General features: G+C 32.8%; 15 protein-coding genes and 2 pseudogenes. 4 read left to right on the top strand and 13 right to left on the bottom strand.

The genetic code is table 11. The annotated features are described in order from the left end of the window. Positions 1 to 934: 934 nt before the first annotated feature. The 3 genes and pseudogenes from cas6 (at position 935) to B6F84_RS00175 (ending at position 3,545) form a co-directional block, all read left to right on the top strand. Complete coding sequence (cas6, locus tag B6F84_RS00185) at positions 935 to 1,771, top strand: CRISPR system precrRNA processing endoribonuclease RAMP protein Cas6 (RefSeq protein WP_148690346.1); 837 nt, start codon at positions 935 to 937, stop codon at positions 1,769 to 1,771. A 173-nt stretch (positions 1,772 to 1,944) separates the two neighbouring features. Next, positions 1,945 to 2,340: pseudogene (gene tnpA / locus B6F84_RS00180) on the top strand (IS200/IS605 family transposase). After that, a pseudogene (locus B6F84_RS00175) lies at positions 2,315 to 3,545 on the top strand (RNA-guided endonuclease InsQ/TnpB family protein). The pseudogenes tnpA and B6F84_RS00175 overlap by 26 nt, the downstream one beginning before the upstream one ends. A 12-nt stretch (positions 3,546 to 3,557) precedes the next feature. Here B6F84_RS00175 and B6F84_RS00170 read toward each other — a convergent pair. Continuing rightward, entirely contained in the window at positions 3,558 to 6,110 is a 2,553-nt protein-coding gene (locus tag B6F84_RS00170) for a GH116 family glycosyl hydrolase (RefSeq protein WP_148690345.1), read from the bottom strand. 452 nt (positions 6,111 to 6,562) lie between these two features. On the opposite strand from B6F84_RS00170, the gene csx1 reads away from it, so the two are divergent. After that, positions 6,563 to 7,816: a CRISPR-associated CARF protein Csx1 gene (gene csx1 / locus B6F84_RS00165; RefSeq protein ID WP_148690344.1), complete on the top strand. Its 1,254-nt coding sequence runs from the start codon at positions 6,563 to 6,565 to the stop codon at positions 7,814 to 7,816. Positions 7,817 to 8,220: 404 nt separating this feature from the next. Here the strand turns inward: csx1 and B6F84_RS13780 are convergent, their stop codons facing one another. The 12 genes from B6F84_RS13780 to B6F84_RS00110 all read right to left on the bottom strand — a co-directional run bounded on the left by B6F84_RS13780 (position 8,221) and on the right by B6F84_RS00110 (position 17,891). Beyond that, on the bottom strand, positions 8,221 to 8,382 hold the full coding sequence (locus tag B6F84_RS13780) for a hypothetical protein (protein WP_187152716.1): 162 nt from the start codon (positions 8,380 to 8,382) through the stop codon (positions 8,221 to 8,223). 8 nt (positions 8,383 to 8,390) lie between these two features. After that, entirely contained in the window at positions 8,391 to 8,828 is a 438-nt protein-coding gene (locus tag B6F84_RS00160; RefSeq protein ID WP_148690343.1) for a hypothetical protein, read from the bottom strand. A 338-nt stretch (positions 8,829 to 9,166) separates the two neighbouring features. Then, on the bottom strand, positions 9,167 to 9,826 hold the full coding sequence (locus tag B6F84_RS00155) for a 3'-5' exonuclease family protein (protein ID WP_148690342.1): 660 nt from the start codon (positions 9,824 to 9,826) through the stop codon (positions 9,167 to 9,169). 249 nt (positions 9,827 to 10,075) lie between these two features. After that, complete coding sequence (locus B6F84_RS00150; RefSeq protein ID WP_148690341.1) at positions 10,076 to 10,861, bottom strand: hypothetical protein; 786 nt, start codon at positions 10,859 to 10,861, stop codon at positions 10,076 to 10,078. Between the two features lie 11 nt (positions 10,862 to 10,872). Then, positions 10,873 to 11,208 (bottom strand): hypothetical protein, encoded by a 336-nt coding sequence (locus B6F84_RS00145; RefSeq protein WP_148690340.1) that lies wholly within the window; start codon positions 11,206 to 11,208, stop codon positions 10,873 to 10,875. Beyond that, positions 11,183 to 11,920, bottom strand: coding sequence for an RAMP superfamily CRISPR-associated protein (locus B6F84_RS00140; protein WP_148690339.1), 738 nt, complete (start codon positions 11,918 to 11,920; stop codon positions 11,183 to 11,185). Before B6F84_RS00140 ends, B6F84_RS00145 begins: the two co-directional genes overlap by 26 nt. Further along, positions 11,917 to 12,744 (bottom strand): RAMP superfamily CRISPR-associated protein, encoded by an 828-nt coding sequence (locus B6F84_RS00135; RefSeq protein ID WP_148690338.1) that lies wholly within the window; start codon positions 12,742 to 12,744, stop codon positions 11,917 to 11,919. The genes B6F84_RS00140 and B6F84_RS00135 overlap by 4 nt, the downstream gene beginning before the upstream one ends. Continuing rightward, positions 12,741 to 13,499 carry an RAMP superfamily CRISPR-associated protein gene (locus tag B6F84_RS00130; RefSeq protein WP_148690337.1) on the bottom strand — a complete coding sequence of 253 codons (759 nt, stop codon included), beginning with the start codon at positions 13,497 to 13,499 and terminating at the stop codon, positions 12,741 to 12,743. Before B6F84_RS00130 ends, B6F84_RS00135 begins: the two co-directional genes overlap by 4 nt. A 5-nt stretch (positions 13,500 to 13,504) precedes the next feature. Beyond that, the gene (locus tag B6F84_RS00125; RefSeq protein WP_148690336.1) at positions 13,505 to 13,891 is read right to left on the bottom strand and encodes a hypothetical protein; all 387 of its coding nucleotides are present in this window, start codon (positions 13,889 to 13,891) and stop codon (positions 13,505 to 13,507) included. Further along, a complete protein-coding gene (locus tag B6F84_RS00120; protein ID WP_148690335.1) occupies positions 13,860 to 14,816 on the bottom strand; it encodes an RAMP superfamily CRISPR-associated protein in 957 nt (318 codons plus the stop codon). Before B6F84_RS00120 ends, B6F84_RS00125 begins: the two co-directional genes overlap by 32 nt. Next, the gene (locus tag B6F84_RS00115) at positions 14,782 to 15,339 is read right to left on the bottom strand and encodes an RAMP superfamily CRISPR-associated protein (protein ID WP_148690334.1); all 558 of its coding nucleotides are present in this window, start codon (positions 15,337 to 15,339) and stop codon (positions 14,782 to 14,784) included. Before B6F84_RS00115 ends, B6F84_RS00120 begins: the two co-directional genes overlap by 35 nt. Beyond that, the gene (locus B6F84_RS00110; protein WP_148690333.1) at positions 15,336 to 17,891 is read right to left on the bottom strand and encodes an HD domain-containing protein; all 2,556 of its coding nucleotides are present in this window, start codon (positions 17,889 to 17,891) and stop codon (positions 15,336 to 15,338) included. Before B6F84_RS00110 ends, B6F84_RS00115 begins: the two co-directional genes overlap by 4 nt. Positions 17,892 to 18,381 lie beyond the last annotated feature (490 nt).

Here is an 18,381-nt window from a genome sequence, read left to right as displayed (position 1 = left end):
ACACTAACATTAACATTTTACACACTTAGCGTTTGCAATCCTTAGGATACTAAAGCACAAAACTACACTCCATTTTTCTTACTTATAGTCTAAGTAGTGCGTATCATATGAATAATTTACGCTACTGCGCATTGTTCTATCTGATATAACGTCAATTTTCAATGCTCAACAAACTAAAAACCATGATTTAAAATTGTTAAATATTTTTTAACAGAATTCGCTATAAAATCAATATTTTTTAAAATTATTCTCTTCTTGTATATATAAAATACAGTATTAAAGGCTTTAATTTTATCAATATTTAGTAGGTTCTTTCAAATAATGTATAGATAATTTACAATTTAGATAATTAAATAATAGTTTGTGGAGTATTTGGAAATTAAGGCTATTCTCTAAAGTAGAAATCTCTGTTGAATAAGCGTTAAGCAATGAGATACTACACAAACTAATTAAATAAACAGATAATATGAGGATCCTGCTTACTTGACAGAGAAAAGAGTAAAAGCGCGTACTATATTTCACATTGATTCTACTATCAGTTTAATTAAGAGAAAGCTAATCTACATATCACACAAACTAAAAGAGCAAATCTATAAGAGATTAAGTAAAACATTATTACCTCTTTCCTTATTTAAGCTTTCCTCAAATAAACTTGCACACTAAAGCTTTTACTCCTGTTTAATACAAAGAAAAAATGTTATACCTTAACACTATTTAAACCAGCATAGCACAAAATGTACCCAATAAACCATAAACCTGGAATTTCAATAAAAATCCCTCCAATTTTAAGCGAAGTGTGTGTACCATTTGAATCTTTACGTTGGTTCTGCGGATCATTCTGATAAGGAGAATAGCTTAATTTCCAGATAATCCACAAACTAGCTCTTTATCATTTTCCTAAACGCTTATTAATATGCCATCACTACTATGTAGTATGCGTATTGTAAAATTTACGATAAACATGACACCACTCCAAGATTTAATCCTGCCAGCCCCTTCATCCAGAATATTAAAAACCTTAATCCTTCAAGGTTACATTTTTCCTTCATTAAAGGACCTGGTAAAAAGCAAAGACAAAAACAAACCACTATTCATTTCAATGGTAGGAACACAAGGAAAACGCCTATTTTCAAAAGGAGAAATACTAAAAATATCAAAAGGACAAATGGCATCCTCATCAATCTCATTCCCCTTTTACGAAAAATCAATAGACGAAATAAAAGAAGACACATACGATACACCATTCGGAAAAATAGTAATCACAGTAGACAGGATAGACCTATTAGACCTATCAAGCATAAAAACAGAAAAATACTTAGAAAAAAATATAAAAATAAAATTCCTAACACCACCACTACTCACATCAAAAGTATTATTACCTCCATCTTTAAAAGAAAAATACAAATCCGTACGCTCAGGATACTCAATACTACCATCCATAGGATTAATATCCTCATACGCATATAAAACATACTTATCAGCATTAGGAAAAAACGAAAACCCAGAATTAGACACAAGACAATTCAAAATAGGAGTACTAACAAACGCACTAAGCGAAGTATTCGGCTTCAGCTTAGAACCAATAACAATAATCATAGGAAGAGACGATAAAGGAAACCTGAGAAAAACCAGAGGACCAATGGGTTGGATAGAATTTGATATAAAATCGAAAAAATTAAAGAAAAGGATAATAAAATACTTACTAGTCTCATCATTTTTAGGCTTAGGAAAAAGCAGAGGAATAGGATTAGGAGAAATAGAAATCTCGTAATACATACCTCTTGACGTTAACTCTTCAGAAAATCCAAACTACGTTAGATAAAGGGATGCCAATAAAAAATTTTTAACATTACTGGGGGTTAAGGGGGCGGAAGTCCCCATCAGAAGTTGGGATGGATAGCCCCCTTATAGAAAAAGTTTTTATTTATAGTTATTAAAAATTTTATGAACTATGCGTTACAAACTCTAGGAGATTCACATTCAGTCTACTCACTCTACTATAAATATAAGTAGTAAAACATGGAAAAAACATTTGACAACGATAAAACAATAGACTTCCCAAAGAAACTAATTTACGAAATTAGCGAAACGTTTGAGGTCGATGTTATTGAAATTGATGTAGATAAAGACCACTTCCATAGGGTATTCAAAGCAAAACCAACACTAAACATACCAAGATACATAAACACAATAAAAACAATAACATCAAGAGAAATACAGAAAAACTTCCCAGAAGTAAAACTCTGGAAAGTACACTTATGGGCTCCCTCATACTTCCTAGCTGGACAAGTAACACTAGAGGCGCTAAAACAATATGTTGAAAACCAAGGAAAAGAATAAGAATACAGTAACCTTATCTTATAAGTATAGAATATACCCAACACCAGAGGTAGAACAAAAACTCGCCAAGACAATGGAAACAGAAGCAAAAGTATACAACTCGTTATTGGATTACATAACAGAAAAGAAAAAACAAGGAATAAAAGTAACACAACTAGACACACAAAAATTACTCAAGAACATGAAAGAAAAACATGAAGTATACTCAAAAGCTTTACAAATGATAAACAACATACTCTGGTACAACATCAACTCTTTATCAAAATTGAAGAAAAATGGAAAGAAAGTAGGAAAACTAAGACACAAAAAAATATTCAAAATAATCTGGTACAACCAATCAGGATTCAAACTACAAGGGGATAAACTCTATCTGTCAAAAATAGGAGAAATCAAAGTACTCTTGCATAGGCCAATACAAGGAAAAATAAAAGGAGTCATCATAAAGAGAAGCAAAACAGATAAGTGGTATGCAATATTTCAAGTTGAGCAAGAAAAACAACCATCGAGAAGACTGGCAAAATTGTGGGTGTTGATTTGGGCGTAGAGAAATTTGTTACAACGAGTGATGGTGTTGTGATTGAGAATTCTAAACTGTTAGATAAGAGGGAGGAAAGGATTAGATTGTTGCAGAGGAGGTTATCGAGAAGGAGGAAGGGTTCAAGGAATCGGAAAAGGCTAGGCTGAAGCTTGCTAAGGCTTATGAAAGGCTTGAGAATACTCTTAGGGATTATATTCACAAGGTAACAACGTGGTTAGTGAGAAATTATGATGTGATAGTTGTTGAGGAGTTAAATACGCAAAGGATGGTGTTAGATTCTTTTGGTAGGTTAAGAAAACACATTCTTTATTCTAAGTTTTCGTCTTTTCTCCATCAACTTTTCTACAAGGCTGTAAGAGCTGGTAGGAAGGTGGTGGAGGTAGACCCAGCGTATACGTCACAAACGTGTTCTAGGTGTGGGTATAAAGTGAAACTTAGTTTATCTGATAGGGTATTTCATTGTCCTAATTGTGGTCTTGTAATAGACCGTGATTATAATGCTTCTTTGAATGTTTTGAAGGATGGGGTTGGGACTGCCTCTCTGCCTGTGGAGGGGAAACCTCTACTGTACATTGCCTTTCACGAGGTGGTGTATAGTAAGTTTCCCCTGAGAAGCAGGAAATCCTCATCGCGAGGTGGGGATGCCACGTCCGTAAGGGCGTGGTAGTTCACGTTATTCCTAAATGATTTCTAATACATCCCCCTCCTTCAAATCAAGATTAACTAAGACTTGGATCCTATCATTCTCTTCCACCTTAAATTCTACATTAACCCCATTCAATTTAATTCCAGTAGGCTTATGTTTCAATTTTAACACATTTAATTTAAGATTCCCACTCACTACAGTAATTGTGATATTTGATCCATTTATACTAATTTTACCCCACGCAGAAGGCAATAACAGAATCCACGTAAGTTCATTTACCGCAGGATCTATCGACAAGGAATTGCTAAACGCATCATACACTAAACCCTCAAATGCCGGAATTATCGTAATAGCTGAAAGTGCTCTAAGATAATGACCCCCATACTCTAAATGATTCCAGAAGTCTCCAGCCACTGTATATTTATCATAAATTTCTTTAAGCACTCTAACCCCCTCATTCACCATTTTTTCATATATTAAATGAGATGCTACATAAAATTCAACACCACTCCAAGGCGTATCTAATTGAATAGAAGCAGGAAGATTTAAAGGATTCTCATAATTACTCTCAAATGGCCTATATCCATCCGGGTACGCTCCATTAACTACTCCTTCCTCCTCCTTAAAGTTATAATTCATTATAGACTTCAACGTTTTTCTAACAATCTCCTTATCTAACAAGTTCATATCAAGTAAAGTCATATACCATTCTCCTATTAACTGAGACGCATTAGAAGCTTTATCCCTATACCCTGAGATTGGATCATACCATAGATCGAAATATTCTCCATTCCACAAGTATTTAATGAAAGTCTGCAAAGGTATATCATACTTATAATCTTTTTTCAATTTAAAAGAAGCTTCATTAATAGCCTGCAGAGAAGCCAACCATATTAACGACTCGAATGAGGTAATTCCAAGCATAGTCCAATCATCATAAGTTTGCATACTCATCGTAAGCATATCATACCCTAAAATAGGTAAAATACTATTTGATACTCCCCTTATAGAATCCTTAAATTCTTGACGCAAGACTCTCATCCAGTCTACTCCCACCGGTAAACGATTATACATTAGTCCTTCATATGAATGCGTTCTTAAGATAGAGTCTATGGCTTCTTTTGCTTTATCATAAATACTAGCTAAAAGTTCCTTGTCTCCTGTCATTTTTGATGTTAAATACCATAATAATACAAATTCTGGATTAAGATCATTTCTATCATACGAATCTACCTTCGAATTATCCATGATAAGATGGGGTACTCTTCCTCTAGGATCTTTGCCCGTTTCTTTTACTATTTCTTTTACTGTATTAAGAAGTTTTTCAAAGTTAGTTGGTATTGATGGATCTTTGGATATTTTTTCCAAATATTTCTGTCTATTCTCATTTATAGCTAGCGCATATATTATATAATCAAGTTTATTTTCATCCAAGATGTTTGATGCAGTATTTTTGATTATGTTTTTCGCAAATTCTGGAAATAAAACCAAAATTGAATACATAGAGTTGAGAAGAACATCTATAGTATTTAGTGCGGTAAATAGTGGTCCACCCGTATAAGGATATTGGCCATTTTTTCTTACGTCTGCTGTGTTAAAATAACCTTCCCAGATTCCAAAAAATCCATCCTTTCCTAGCCAAGTAGATTTTATTAAAGTGGATAATTGAGACCCTACTAAATCTGATATCCAATTTTCAATACCTTGAGAAAAATATAATAAATCATGGAATTGAGTTGTTTTTGTTTCTAAGTAATTTAAATTTAAGCTAACGTAATCAGCTACATCTACGCAGTTGGAAAAGAAGTTTTCGTAATAATGGCCTACCTTCTTTCCATTTTCTAACAAGTGGTTTGGAAAGTACCAAGAAATAATTATTGTAACTTCTTTCCCTCTAGCACCTATTAAACCTATATTATCACCACTTTTTGCCGTGATTTTTCCTGTCTGCCTAAATTCGCTCCATTCTTTTAAATTAGGGAATGAGGTTAATTTAGATGTAAACGGTTTTTCGCCTATTATTTTTACGCATAAGTTTCCATTGTACCTAGGGTCTCTATCGCTTGTATTGCCAGAGAATATTATCATGTCGTCTTTAGTTTCTATTTTTCCGTTTTCGAAGGGGTTTTTGATTCCGAATATAAAGTCTGAGGGTTCGTCTGTACTAATTTTTAATATTGCTGTTGGTAGGGATGAGTTTTTTATGTCGTGTGGGATGAATGGTGAGAAGGCTTTCATTTTTACGTTGAAGGAGTCTTTGAATGTCAAGTACGCTATTGGTGGTTCTCCTATGTATTCTATTTCTTTTATTGGTTTTAACCATGGTACGTTATAAGGACTTGCACCGTAATAATAGTCGAATGATTGTAAAATTCTTGCTTTGCCTTCATTATTTCTGACTACTATGAATGAATCAAGCTCATTAAGGTAGTAAGTGTATCTTAAGTCTTGTCTTTCTGCGTAGCTTCCGTTATTGAATATTGTCCATTCGTATAGTCTTCCGTCTGCTCTTATGTCAAAAGAGCCTGTACCTATTCCTCCTAGGGGTACTCCAGAACCTAAAGTATACGAATATGTATATTTCATACTTCAACATACTATACTAAATATAAATACCTTACTCTTACGTGTCCAACAATATTTGATATTAGTTTGTGGAGCATCTGAAAATTAATGCTATTCTCTGAATCAGGACTATTCGTTAAATCAGCATAAAGTATTCAAATGGTACACACTAATTTGATATAAATAAATTTGGAGAATGTGTTGGATTACAGTCATGAAAATCGACAAATAATACGAGCTAAACTATAGCAAATATAATCCTCTATGTATCTTGCAGTAAACTCCAAATTAATACTAGTTAGTATTGACATACTTACGTGAACTAACTTTTTGTCTACATAATTTCTTTACACTTTAAATTTTTCTCGTATTGCATACTAATTTCCATGATTGAATTCCAACAGTCCCTTCATTTTTAACTAATAACTTGCTATCAGTAATGCTTATTTTTGTAAACTCTAAAATATAGATTAATGACAGCTTCAATTCTATTTTCAGTCTTAGGAGATCCATCAAATTATAAACAAGTAACTTATAAAATTGATAAAGATAAGATTCCATCTTATACTTCAACAAAAGCCATATGCATATCTAAGAAGGTAGAAAAAACCATTGTATTCGTCTCCTTTACCCTATATCATAACCTATTTCAAGATTTACCATCATCATCTTACGCAGAGGCAACAGAAAAAATGAAAAAAGCAATAAAAGAAAAGTATGATAGCTTAAAAGACCTTACTGAAGAATGCAAAAACGTAGAATTTGTCATTTCACCTGGAGTAGGAACATTCGTCGAACAAAAAGATCAGCGTAAAATCTATAGATACAAAGAGAAAACATCATCAGATAATGAAATAAACCTCTATTTTAATCACGTTTATTACACTACTTTCTCAACCATTTCTCAGTACGAAAAACCTCAAGTATACGTTGATCTAACTCACGGTATAAATTACATGCCAATAGTATTATATAACGTCGTAAATACAGCCCTAATGGCTCATGGAGAAGGAACCGCATACTTCTTCAATTCCGATCCTTTTGTAGGCAAATACAGTGAAGGGATTGAACTTAATGTAAACGAAATAAACTCAGTTAATTTACGTTCTAATGATAGTTTCAATAACGTAATCCTTCAGTTTCTAAGCAAAGAAGAAGAGTATTATGAAAATATAAAAGATCATTACAAGATATATAAATTAGCAAAAGCAGCCTTAGCTGGAGTATACATCCTTGTATTTTATCATAAAAAACTTATAAACTCAGCATTAGAAGAAGTAAAACAAGAGCTTAGCCAAATTAATAATATGAAAATAGATGTAAAAGAGAATAATGGAGAAATAGAAATAACCTACGACTACGACCTATCCATGTCTTACTTTCTGGCCCATTCCCTTCTTCATACTCTAAGCAAATTAGTAAATTATGAAAAGATTGACGAGTATACCATTATAGAGTGGGAAACTAGATATTCCAACCCCGCTATAGCCGAACTCCTTGAATATCAAATTAGTGACATAATTAACAAAATACGAGACGGACAATGGAAGAATACTACTAAAGGTAACCTACATAATATAGAATTAAGACATTATATAGCTCACGCAGGCTTATTAAATGAAATCATACATGTAAAGACAGATCCAAGCTTAAAACATATAGAAGAGATAGAATATAAAAGCCTTAACTTAGAAAAGACACTAGAAGATCTACTAAACTTATTCTAAAGAGGCACTGTTGAAATACAGTCACGAAAATAGATAGTACGAGAAAAATAAAAACATAAAGAAATTATGTAGACAAAAAGTCAGTTCCGGAAACGTGCAAATGTTAACACTAATATTAATTTAGCGTTTATTAAAAGATATATGAGGATTATATAAGTTACAATTTGTCGTATTATTTATCGATTTTCATGACTGCAATCTAACATACCATCTAGAGAAAGCAAATAAGGAAAAGACAAGAGTAAAAAGATAAATTCAGAAATCTAGTGTGTATCATTTGAATACTTTACGTTAGTTCTAGGATTGTTCTGTTCGAGAGAACATCCTTCAGATGCTCTACAATTAATTTTGTAGAAATTTTCTAACTACTATTGAAATGAGGCTAATTGGATAAAACCAATTCACTAAAAAATAGCATGCGGACTAACAGGCCTTTTCCAACTCCATCTTTTTCTAGCAGCCTCTTGTAAAATTTCCAGCCTAGCAATAATACTATCTACTATATCCGAATATTTACCTTTCTTATATAATTCTTCCACTCTATCGAAACCTAATTTTTTAGGCAAGTTAAATCCTAACGTTGCGAGTATCGAAGAAATGTTTCCCAAGTACAAGCTTTATTATGCAAATTTAAGAAAGGAAGCAATACTTGAGAAAAATCAGTCACATACATATCCATCCATTTTGAAGTCAAATCAGACAAACTACCTACAGAATATTCAACACCCTTCTGAATTAGCAAAGGAATATCAAAACGAGTTATATTAAATCCATACACTTCCATCTTTTCCAACGAATATGAATTCTTTGAGAAATATTTTAAATTATTCCTATAAACTTCATCCAATTTAGAATTAAGATAACCGTAAAATTTAGACACCAACTTATCTTCCCCGCCCAAATCCCATTCAGTAAAAATCTTACTCTCGCCCTCAGTCCTTACTCCAATTGCAATTATTTTATAGCTAAAAACAAGCATAGAGTACGTCTCCATGTAGAAGAAAACTCTCATATTTAAACTTATCGGTTTGATTCATATATAAACTTTTCTATTCTAAAAATAGAAATTACGCAGTAGTTTTTTCATCGTTTGTTAAGGCACCCACTATTTTTTAAGCAATATTTCAGATAACGTTAGAAGAGTTTGAATCATGAATTTCATAATAAAACTTTACGATATTATGGAAGTGCCACTGTACTAAGTATTTGATTACTCAACTCTTCTACTGCTGTTTGATTTGGAGAAAGCTAAATTTTTGTACAAAAACTACTGCTACTAATAACAAATTCCCTTAATTAATTTACTAATCTACGCTTGCCTTTATAATCGAAAATACTTTATAATTCTACTTAGCTCCTTTTAGATCTACCTCTAAAATTCCTACTATTTCCAGAATAAATCCATCTTAAATCTAAAGAACGTAAAAACTTAGAAGCTTGATAAAGTACTTCAAGTTTAGCATTTACACGATCTATTATCTTAGAATAATCACCATTTTCATATAACTCTTTAATTTCCCTTCCACTAATTTCAATTTTAGGAACTTTATACCCTGCTTTAACCAGAAGCCTAGCAAAATTATTCCAATTAAGACCATGATACTTCATTCTATTAAGAGTCAACAACAATTGAAGATAATCCGTTACAATAAGATTCCCCCACATCAAATTCATATCAGGCAAATCATTAATATTGTACTCAACACCCTTCTGAATTAGCAAAGGAATATCAAAACGAGTAATATTAAATCCATAAACAAAAACCCTTTCAAGCACATCCTTCTCCTTACTGAAAAATTTAAGATTCTTAGAATCAATCTCATTCAACCTATCATTTAGAAAATTATAAAACTTAGTTATTAACTCCATCTCATTACCTAAATCCCACTCATTCCAAATCAAAGTATCCTCCTTATCCTCGTAACTAGCTTTAACCCCAATTGTTATGACTTTTTCATTATGAAAAGCAATACCAGTTCTATAAGTTTCTAACGTCAGAAAAATCTGCATACTAATCGTAATACTATTTAAAAACTAACATATAAATGTTACCGTTAAACTGTAGTATTTAATTTGATATGCACGCTTCAAATGGGTCTAACAATATGTAAAAATCTGTTTAATTATATTCACAGCCAAGTCTTTTAAAATCCATACTATTATTCAAATCAGTTTACGCACTACCTGAGAATCAAAGAACTTCTCTAAACTAGGCCATTATAGAATTAGAAATAAAGGGAAGCATTAAATAATCAAATACTATGCATCATTTCGTTTTAAGCATCTTTCTAAGTTTTTTATGCTCTCATAAATATTACATATAGCTATCGCTTGGGTTTGTACAATTACTTCTTCTATTTTATTTATATCTATTTTTTCTAAATTAAGAATAAATCCTCCATGAGCTAGGAAAGAGTTGCGTCTGATTTCTCCTATCTTATTATCAATCTGCATTGAATAATGATTACATATTAACTTTTCAATACGCTTTAAAAAGAAGTTATAAGTAGGATTGAGTTTTTTATTTTTCTCTCTACAATTATCATAATTTGTTTTAGAACTATCAATTAATTGATAAATAAAAGGAATTAGTAACGAATTACAATTTTCAGACTCAATTAAAATACAGCTAGTAAGCAAAAATTTTAAATTTTCAGATATATCTTTACATATATCATCATGTTCACTACATACATCGTCACCGCTATAAGAAGATGCATTAATGGTTTTTCTAATTTTTTTCCAAGTTTGACAAGCAAAAAAGCTCCTGAAAAGACATAAATCCTCGTAGTGATTCTGAACATCATCCTGACCCTCATTTTTTTCAGCAAGCTCTTCTCTTAAATCATCAATTTTTTCAAGAACTTCCAATATTTCCTTTTTAAATTTTATTCTCTCACTTTTTTCTATAAATTCTTTATAATAATACAAAAGACTATACATATTCTCTCTTATTGTCTCAGCTAGACTATCGCTATTTTCCAAATCATCTATAATCTCAGATAATAAATAGATATCATCTATTGGCGAAATGGATTGCTCCATTTTATTACTCCTTATTTTTTCTTATTCAGATTAGAACGATTAGATATAAAATAGTATACGAACACAGTTTTCAATTCTTGCTCAGGAACTCTTCTTAGTTCTTCCCCTATATCCTTGTAGATATTCGGACTTATATTTATCTTATTTAGTTTTTCAAATACTCTTATTTTAAGTAAACCAGCATTCACAATCTTTTCCAAATCCCTTTCTCCATCTAAATACCTCCTTAAAACTTCTTCCAAAAACTTAGGTATATCATCTGGCGAAGTACTAGCAAGATCTCTGCTTACTATACTCTCTAACTCTTTAATATACTTCGAATTAAGAAAAGAAAGCATGCTTGACATAACTCTTTTCACCTATTATTTTATTAGCTTTGCCCAAAATTCTATTTTTATCTAAAGCTTTTTGAGACAATGTCTCTTTCACCTCAAAATCTTTTACCTTAATTATTCCAAATCCCCTATCCTTCCCTCTTCCAATCTTTATTCCGTAAGAAGTAGCACCTAAACAGGCTATTATTTCAGAAACTTCATCTTCATTACTATTGATTAAGATTATTCTGGTCTTCAATTCCTCTTCTTTAGGAATAGTTTCAAAGTATATATTCTCTGTAGTAGGACTAGGACTACGTAATGTATACACTTTAATACCTTGACAAGGTATACGTGGAAGCCATTGTCTACCTAACTTTTCTTCTTTATAACTAACATTTCTAGTCACCACTGCATCTTCGAAATATATTCTGCTTTCCAATCCATTCATTCCAAAAATATCTCCAACTTGATATGGAGGTAACAACATAAGAGCATAAGCTCTTACTGCTCCCTTAATTGATGATCCCATGAGAGCAGGTTTTCCGTCCTTTTTATATCCCAAGTAAGTTAATTTCTTGTTAGCAAAATCATACTTAATATCTCCAGTACAAGTACATGTAGGCTGTTTTACCTGAAAAGTTAATGAAATTTCGTAAATATTCTGAATTTTACTCCTATCTGTAGGAGATTTTGGTTTGACAGGATAAGAAGGACCTTTAATGCAATAATAAGGCCTACTCATCTTCTCATCCAACCTTCGCTTACAGCTTTACCTACGTTGAGGAATTCCCCAGGATTAAGCTTTACTTTATAAAGGAAATCTTCGTTCATTCCCTCTACTTTAAATTTATATTCCTTATCCTCTTTAACTGATAATTCTTTTTCACCAGCGTTTACGCTAACTTCCTCCTCTTTTTCAGATAATGTAATTTTAGTTTTATAATTAAAAGACTTAGAAGGTAATGAAACCTCTACACTATCTATCGAAAGATTAACTAATCCATAACCCCTACTCTTGAATCCTCCAACTCTCACTATACCAGAATTTAGCAGAAAACTCGTTATGTACACTATCCCGCTCAGAGTAGGTAACGGAATATTCCTACCTACTATCTTACCTTTAAAAGTATTGTTTTCTGGAACATATTCCACGCTGAAAAGATTACGAACTCCTCCAGTTTGAAGATTTATCTGAATATGAGCCCTTTCCGTACTTTCAATTACCTTATCAGTTACAAAATCACTAAAAATCACAGAAGAGCCAACGTGTATACTCTGTTTATTTCCTTTATTTTCTTCCTTTACTTCTCCACCAAACACACACGAAAGATTCTCAGTCTCTATTTTTAACATTCTAGCTATATTATTTCTAACAACTCCCTTCATAGTAGATCCAGGTATCACAGCCCTTCTGTCCGGAGTCCTTAAAATTGGTAAATCCGGTTCACCAATAGTATTTCCTTTACCCGCTCCAACTCTAAGCGGACTCTTATTAGTTATACTTAAATTAATTTCAGTTAAAAGATAGTAAGAGTAAAAGAAATCATTTCTTTGAGTCTGACTCATTGACTAACACCTACTAATTTATCCATATTTAAAGTAGTATCATTTTCTTTCTCTAACTTTACTAACCCATAACCCCTACTCTTCCATCCTCCCAAAAGCATTTCACGACCATTTAAATAGTTAACTAAAAGGGTAAACGCTTTATCCACTGGGTTATCACCTTGCTCCTTCTCAGTGTATTTTAATGAATTATAAATTATTTTGAAAGTAAAAGTAACCCCAGGATCAACTGCCTCTATATCTACCAATTGACCACTTTGAGCTGAATCAAGATTTTGATCTATCTTTACGTGATACCTTTCCGCAGTGGATACTACTTCTGTAGTAGCATCAGTAAAAATTGTAGGAGACGCAAAAAACTCACTACCAAAAAGCAAATCCAATATTCCTATAGAGGGATTTTCAAAACTCTGCTTTATCAAACTCACTATCTCACTTGAAGATCTCTTACTAAAATATTTAGATTTTTCAATTTTTGTTCCATTTTCATCAAAATATTTCGGAGTCTCAACTAAAGAATAACCTATTAAACTTTGAAGTTTATCTGAAGGTAAAGCTGAAAGCACTCTACCAAACTCAGCCCTCACAGCTCCCTTAATAGAAGACCCAGGAATAATCGGTTTAGAATTCACCTTAATTATAGGTAAATCCACTTCTCCAATAGTCATACCTTTAACGTCACCTACGTGAAGAAACTCCTCAGTATGAATTTTAAAACTTACAATCCTCCTACATTTTAATGAATTATGCATCATGAAAATCACCTACAAAGAAGAGGCTTATAATCTATCTCTTCATCCTCTGCAGTTTCTATTACATAAATAGCCATAACAGCCCCTTGCAAATAACTTACTATATCTTCTTTTCTAATATTATTATTTATCATTCTCAAAATCTCATTTATAAATGCTCCTAACTCAGTATTTTGATTTAAACCTCCATTTCTTGCAGCTAGATAAGCTAAGTCAGGTATAGTAGACTTAAGGTCTTTGTTATTATCTATCGCATCCTCTATTATCTCGTAAATTTTCCTGCTTAAAGTCTTAGTTAATTGTCCATAATTATTTCCTTTGTACGCTTCCTTAATTTTGCAAATATATTGAACTCCTAAACTTTTATAATCCGTGGATTGGGTGGTTGACGACAATTCTTCCACCATTCTGTATATTGTTTATATTCATTATTTCAGTATATAAATTTTCACAATTCTTAACTACAATAACTGAACCAGACCTAACCACATAATCCAAAATCCACTCACCATAATCATATCTTTTCCTCTTCTCAAAACTTACGTTCTTATAAATAATTTTACAGTCCTTAATTTTTTCCATTAATTTCAAATAGGCATCGTAATCAAAATTACCATAGAAATCCAACACCAAATAACCTGAATTACTCTCCTTATTTTCAGATAAAGGTTTATAATCAACCAACTTGACTAACCCATACCCCTTAGTTTTGAAAGAACCAACATAAATTCCATCTTGCAAAGCCTCCTTTATCACGTTTATATTACCACTAGCAGAAAAAGCAAAAACAGTAGGAGCTAAAGCTTCAACATGAGCAATATAACCTATTACTTCCTTATCACTCTTCTCTGTAAACGGATTTTTAGTATAATCATCCAACTTCAAAATATTCAATTCAATCCTCTTAGTAGATATAGAATAAGCCTTACCATTCTTATAATACCAGTTCTCAGGACCCTTCTTCAGCCTTATATTCTTCTCTCCCCACTTAACCTTTCCTTCATAAGTATCTATAATATCCTTTAAACCGTCTACGTAATATTCACTCTCTTCTTTTTCCTTATATAAAGTCACCAAAGAAGGAGCATTCAACCTCTGAGAATTCAACACTTCTTGATTAGCAGGATACGCATCAGAAACATTAACATCAATTTCAACATTCTCCTTCTTCTCTCCCCAATTATTTATCATCCTAGCTTTTAAAGCCCCTATTATTGAAGACGCTGGAATATAGTTTAAAGACTTAAAATAGTTTCCAGTCGCATAATTTATTACTAACGGAGTCTCATTTTTTATTAAGAATAGATACGAGTTTGTCATCCAATTTCACCTCTTCAACTATACCTAAACCCTTACTTCCACCCCAACCTATAGTAGAAAACTTCATAAGATTAATTGCCTTAGCCAAACCCTTCAATTCGTCTTCGGAAAGCGTGGATAAAGAAATAACCTCAAAACTCACATCTAGCTGACCAGGCAACATTTCATAAAGGTACAGAGCACCCTTCTCAACAATACCTAGCTCTTCATTTACTTTAATACCATGCCTAAATACCCTATTCCTTTCTTGATTAATATAACCCCAACCTATAACCACCTTCCCCATCTTAGATTCCTGTTTAAATTCAGATCCCAGAATGGAGACAGCAGAGTTACCCAACCCCAAAATCTTCATATTCCTCCTAATCAATCCCTTCAAACTAGATCCAGGCAAAACGTAAATTTTATCGCCAACCTTCAAATATAAAGCCTTCAAATCAGCGTTATAATTCTCCTCATTACCGCTCTGAACGTGACCTCTTAAATTATTTACTTTCAAAGTTATCAAATATTTTGTACTCATTCCAATCCCTCCAACTCATAATAATATTTGTTATTTACCCTATTCTCCAAAACCTTACTCATTATACTTAGTAATATAAGATAACCATAAATATTAAATCCACCTTCCTCAGTCTTAGAAATAACATGAAAAACACTCTTCAACGAATCACCATTATTCCTTGCAACATCATAATAAATCTTCAACACATCACCCTTCAATTTAACATAATCCAAAATCTTCCTATAAGAAATCCCAGACTCTTCAAGCTCCTTAATATCATCCAAAACCTTCTTAGCCTCATTCCCTAAAATAGTAACACCCCTCTTACTACCTCCCTCGTAGGCATTAATGTACTTATCATCCAAAATAGAAACTATAAAACCACTACCATTATACCTCTTCTGAAGTTCATTCTTTGAATAACGCTTAGACATATGCTCCAAATCCTCAGCCTTTTCCCTTGCGAGGAACAGAGGATAAGAAGTATTAGAATAAATGTAAGCCCCAGCAGAAATCCCAAACCACTCATAAGGTCTCTTGTTAGTAAGCATAGAAGCCAAATTCTGGGGAATCTGCATCTTACCCTTTTCAATCCTACCATTCAAAGTCGTTAAAGCTTGATCCATGTAACAAGAAAACCGTAAAACATTCTGAGCAGGAATAATCAACGAAAAATCATCACCACCTAACAAGATAGGATAAAACTCAATAACAGGCAAACGATTCAGAGCATTAGCTGATTCCAACATAACATAATTATCCTTAGCAACATTCTCCAAAGCATAAAGAATACTATAATAAATCATGTAAGTAAAACGCCTAGTAATACTTATGTAATGAGTTAAAGTAGAAGCATTAGACTTCAAAGAACCAAAGTTATCTCCATCTCCTACAATAAGGCAAGGAATCCTCCTCTCATCTACTTCTAAATCCTTACCACTTATATCCTTATTTAAATTGTCCAAACTACCAATAATTTGAGGCTTCCTAATATTATCCTTTTCCAATAGATCAATTAGATCCTTACTTAACTTATACATTCTTAACTCCTTAACATCCTTGTACTTCTCATTACCCTCTAATTCCTCCTCCGTTCCTTCTCCCATCAAAGTCCTATAAGCATTATAAAAAGTTTTGTAATAATCCTCGGCCGATTTACATAATTTACACGAACCTTCCTCAGTAGCAGGATTCATCTTACATTTCTCACATAACCTATCACTCTTCTCAGGCTCACATACAATCTTAGTCTCCTGCTCACTGAAAAACTTTGATAAAAGAGAACCAAAACCCCTAATAGAATCCCTATCATAAGCATCTTTACCACTCCATCCCCTCCAAATTTCCTCAGGCCCTAAATGAGCTTCAGCAAAAGCAAAATCCATCTTACCCTCCCTAATCATCTCAAAAGGAGCATTTTTAAGGACACAGTTGATAATCTTAGAAGAATCAAAACTAGAAGGAACAATAGCCAAAACAGAACCTCCCTCATCACTAATTACAGCCTCAGAGCCAACTCTCTTCTTAATCTCATTAGAAACCCTATGAATAATACTATCAATCATAATACTATACCCAGCGTAAACAGATAACTCCCTACCCCTCTTTAAATAAGACTTAATTGAAGGAATTTCAAAATGATAAAAAGAAAGCAACTTCTTATTACCACACAGTTTATTCTCAGCCTTTCTCAAAGTCTTAGCTAAATCAATAGCCTTATCCTCGTCGTTATTCAAAAACCCATAAGTCCTTAGATTCTCATCGTCCTCCTCACCCTCACTATTACGATTCCTTATACTATTTAAATAATCAGATCCGCCCAAATCGTATAACTTATTATTCTGAATGCGCAAAGCTAACTCCACAAAATTGTCAAACTCATCCTTCTTTCCCTTAATCAGAAAAGACCTTGAAGAAGCACTAGCTTTATCAGAAAAAGCCACAATCCACTCAATAAAATTACTCGGTCTAACTTCCTCAGGGTAAAAACGACCATAATGATGATGAGAAGATGCCTTACTCAAAGCATCAACCAGATTAGGTGGCATCTTACCAGAAAACAACTGCTTAATTATCTCCTCAGTCCTCTTTGCATGACCGTTAACAGGAGGCTTACCTATATCGTGAAGAAGAGCAGCAACCCTAACAAAACCCCTAAGCAATTCCCTATCAAATTTTATCCCATAAGCCTCCAATTCCCCACATCCCAGATCATAATAAGCCAAAGCAGCAGACACAGCAAAAGCCGAAGTAGTTAACATATGATCTCCGAGAGAATTCACAAACCCAGGAAACCTGGTATCTGCAGGTATCAAAACAAAATAAATCTCATCACCAGCCTTTTCTCCCCAGAGAGAACTCTTAAAATACTCCTCCCAACCCTTATTTATCGCCTCAACAATACCATCGGCAACCTCATTGAGAAACTTAGCACAATCCGAATTACATTGCTTACCATCAAATACCTTATTAATTATATTTTGTATAACACCAACAGTCTTATTCCTGTCACTATCTTCAACCTTTTCAATAGCAGATAACGTAAGCGGATCCATCCAGATATATGCCATATATTAATTTACCACAATTTTCAATATATTAATTTTTTGATCTAGATAACACAATCGAAGATATACCATAAAAAATATCAGAAATTGAGATCAAAGAAGAACATGCTTGTCATCTCGTCTTCATTGTCTCTCTTTGTCTTCTCATGAAATTGAGATCCAAAGAACATTATAATAAGCAGTTCATAACAGCACACAAAAAAATGAAAGAAAAAACAAATGAAAAAATTATAATAAGCAGTTCATAACGGTAGCACTTCATTTTCTCTGTGCTTCGGTTTCCGATGACCTGTAGCCTTTTCTATTCATTCCCCAGATAGCACTTCATGTTCTCCGTGCTTCATTATACCTTATTAAGAGTAGTCTATAACTCAGACCATATAAAGCCCTATGTTTGGATTACTTAGATGCGATGAATTAAGAGTAGCTCATAACTCGATAAGCTCTCCGACAATCATAGCAAACAGTAAAGTAGCTTGAGGAATATCTGAAT

Source organism: Acidianus manzaensis, from assembly GCF_002116695.1.
GTDB lineage: Archaea > Thermoproteota > Thermoprotei_A > Sulfolobales > Sulfolobaceae > Acidianus > Acidianus manzaensis.
The sequence above is the reverse complement of the archived record's forward strand: the minus strand, read 5'-3'. Positions and strand labels throughout refer to the sequence as shown.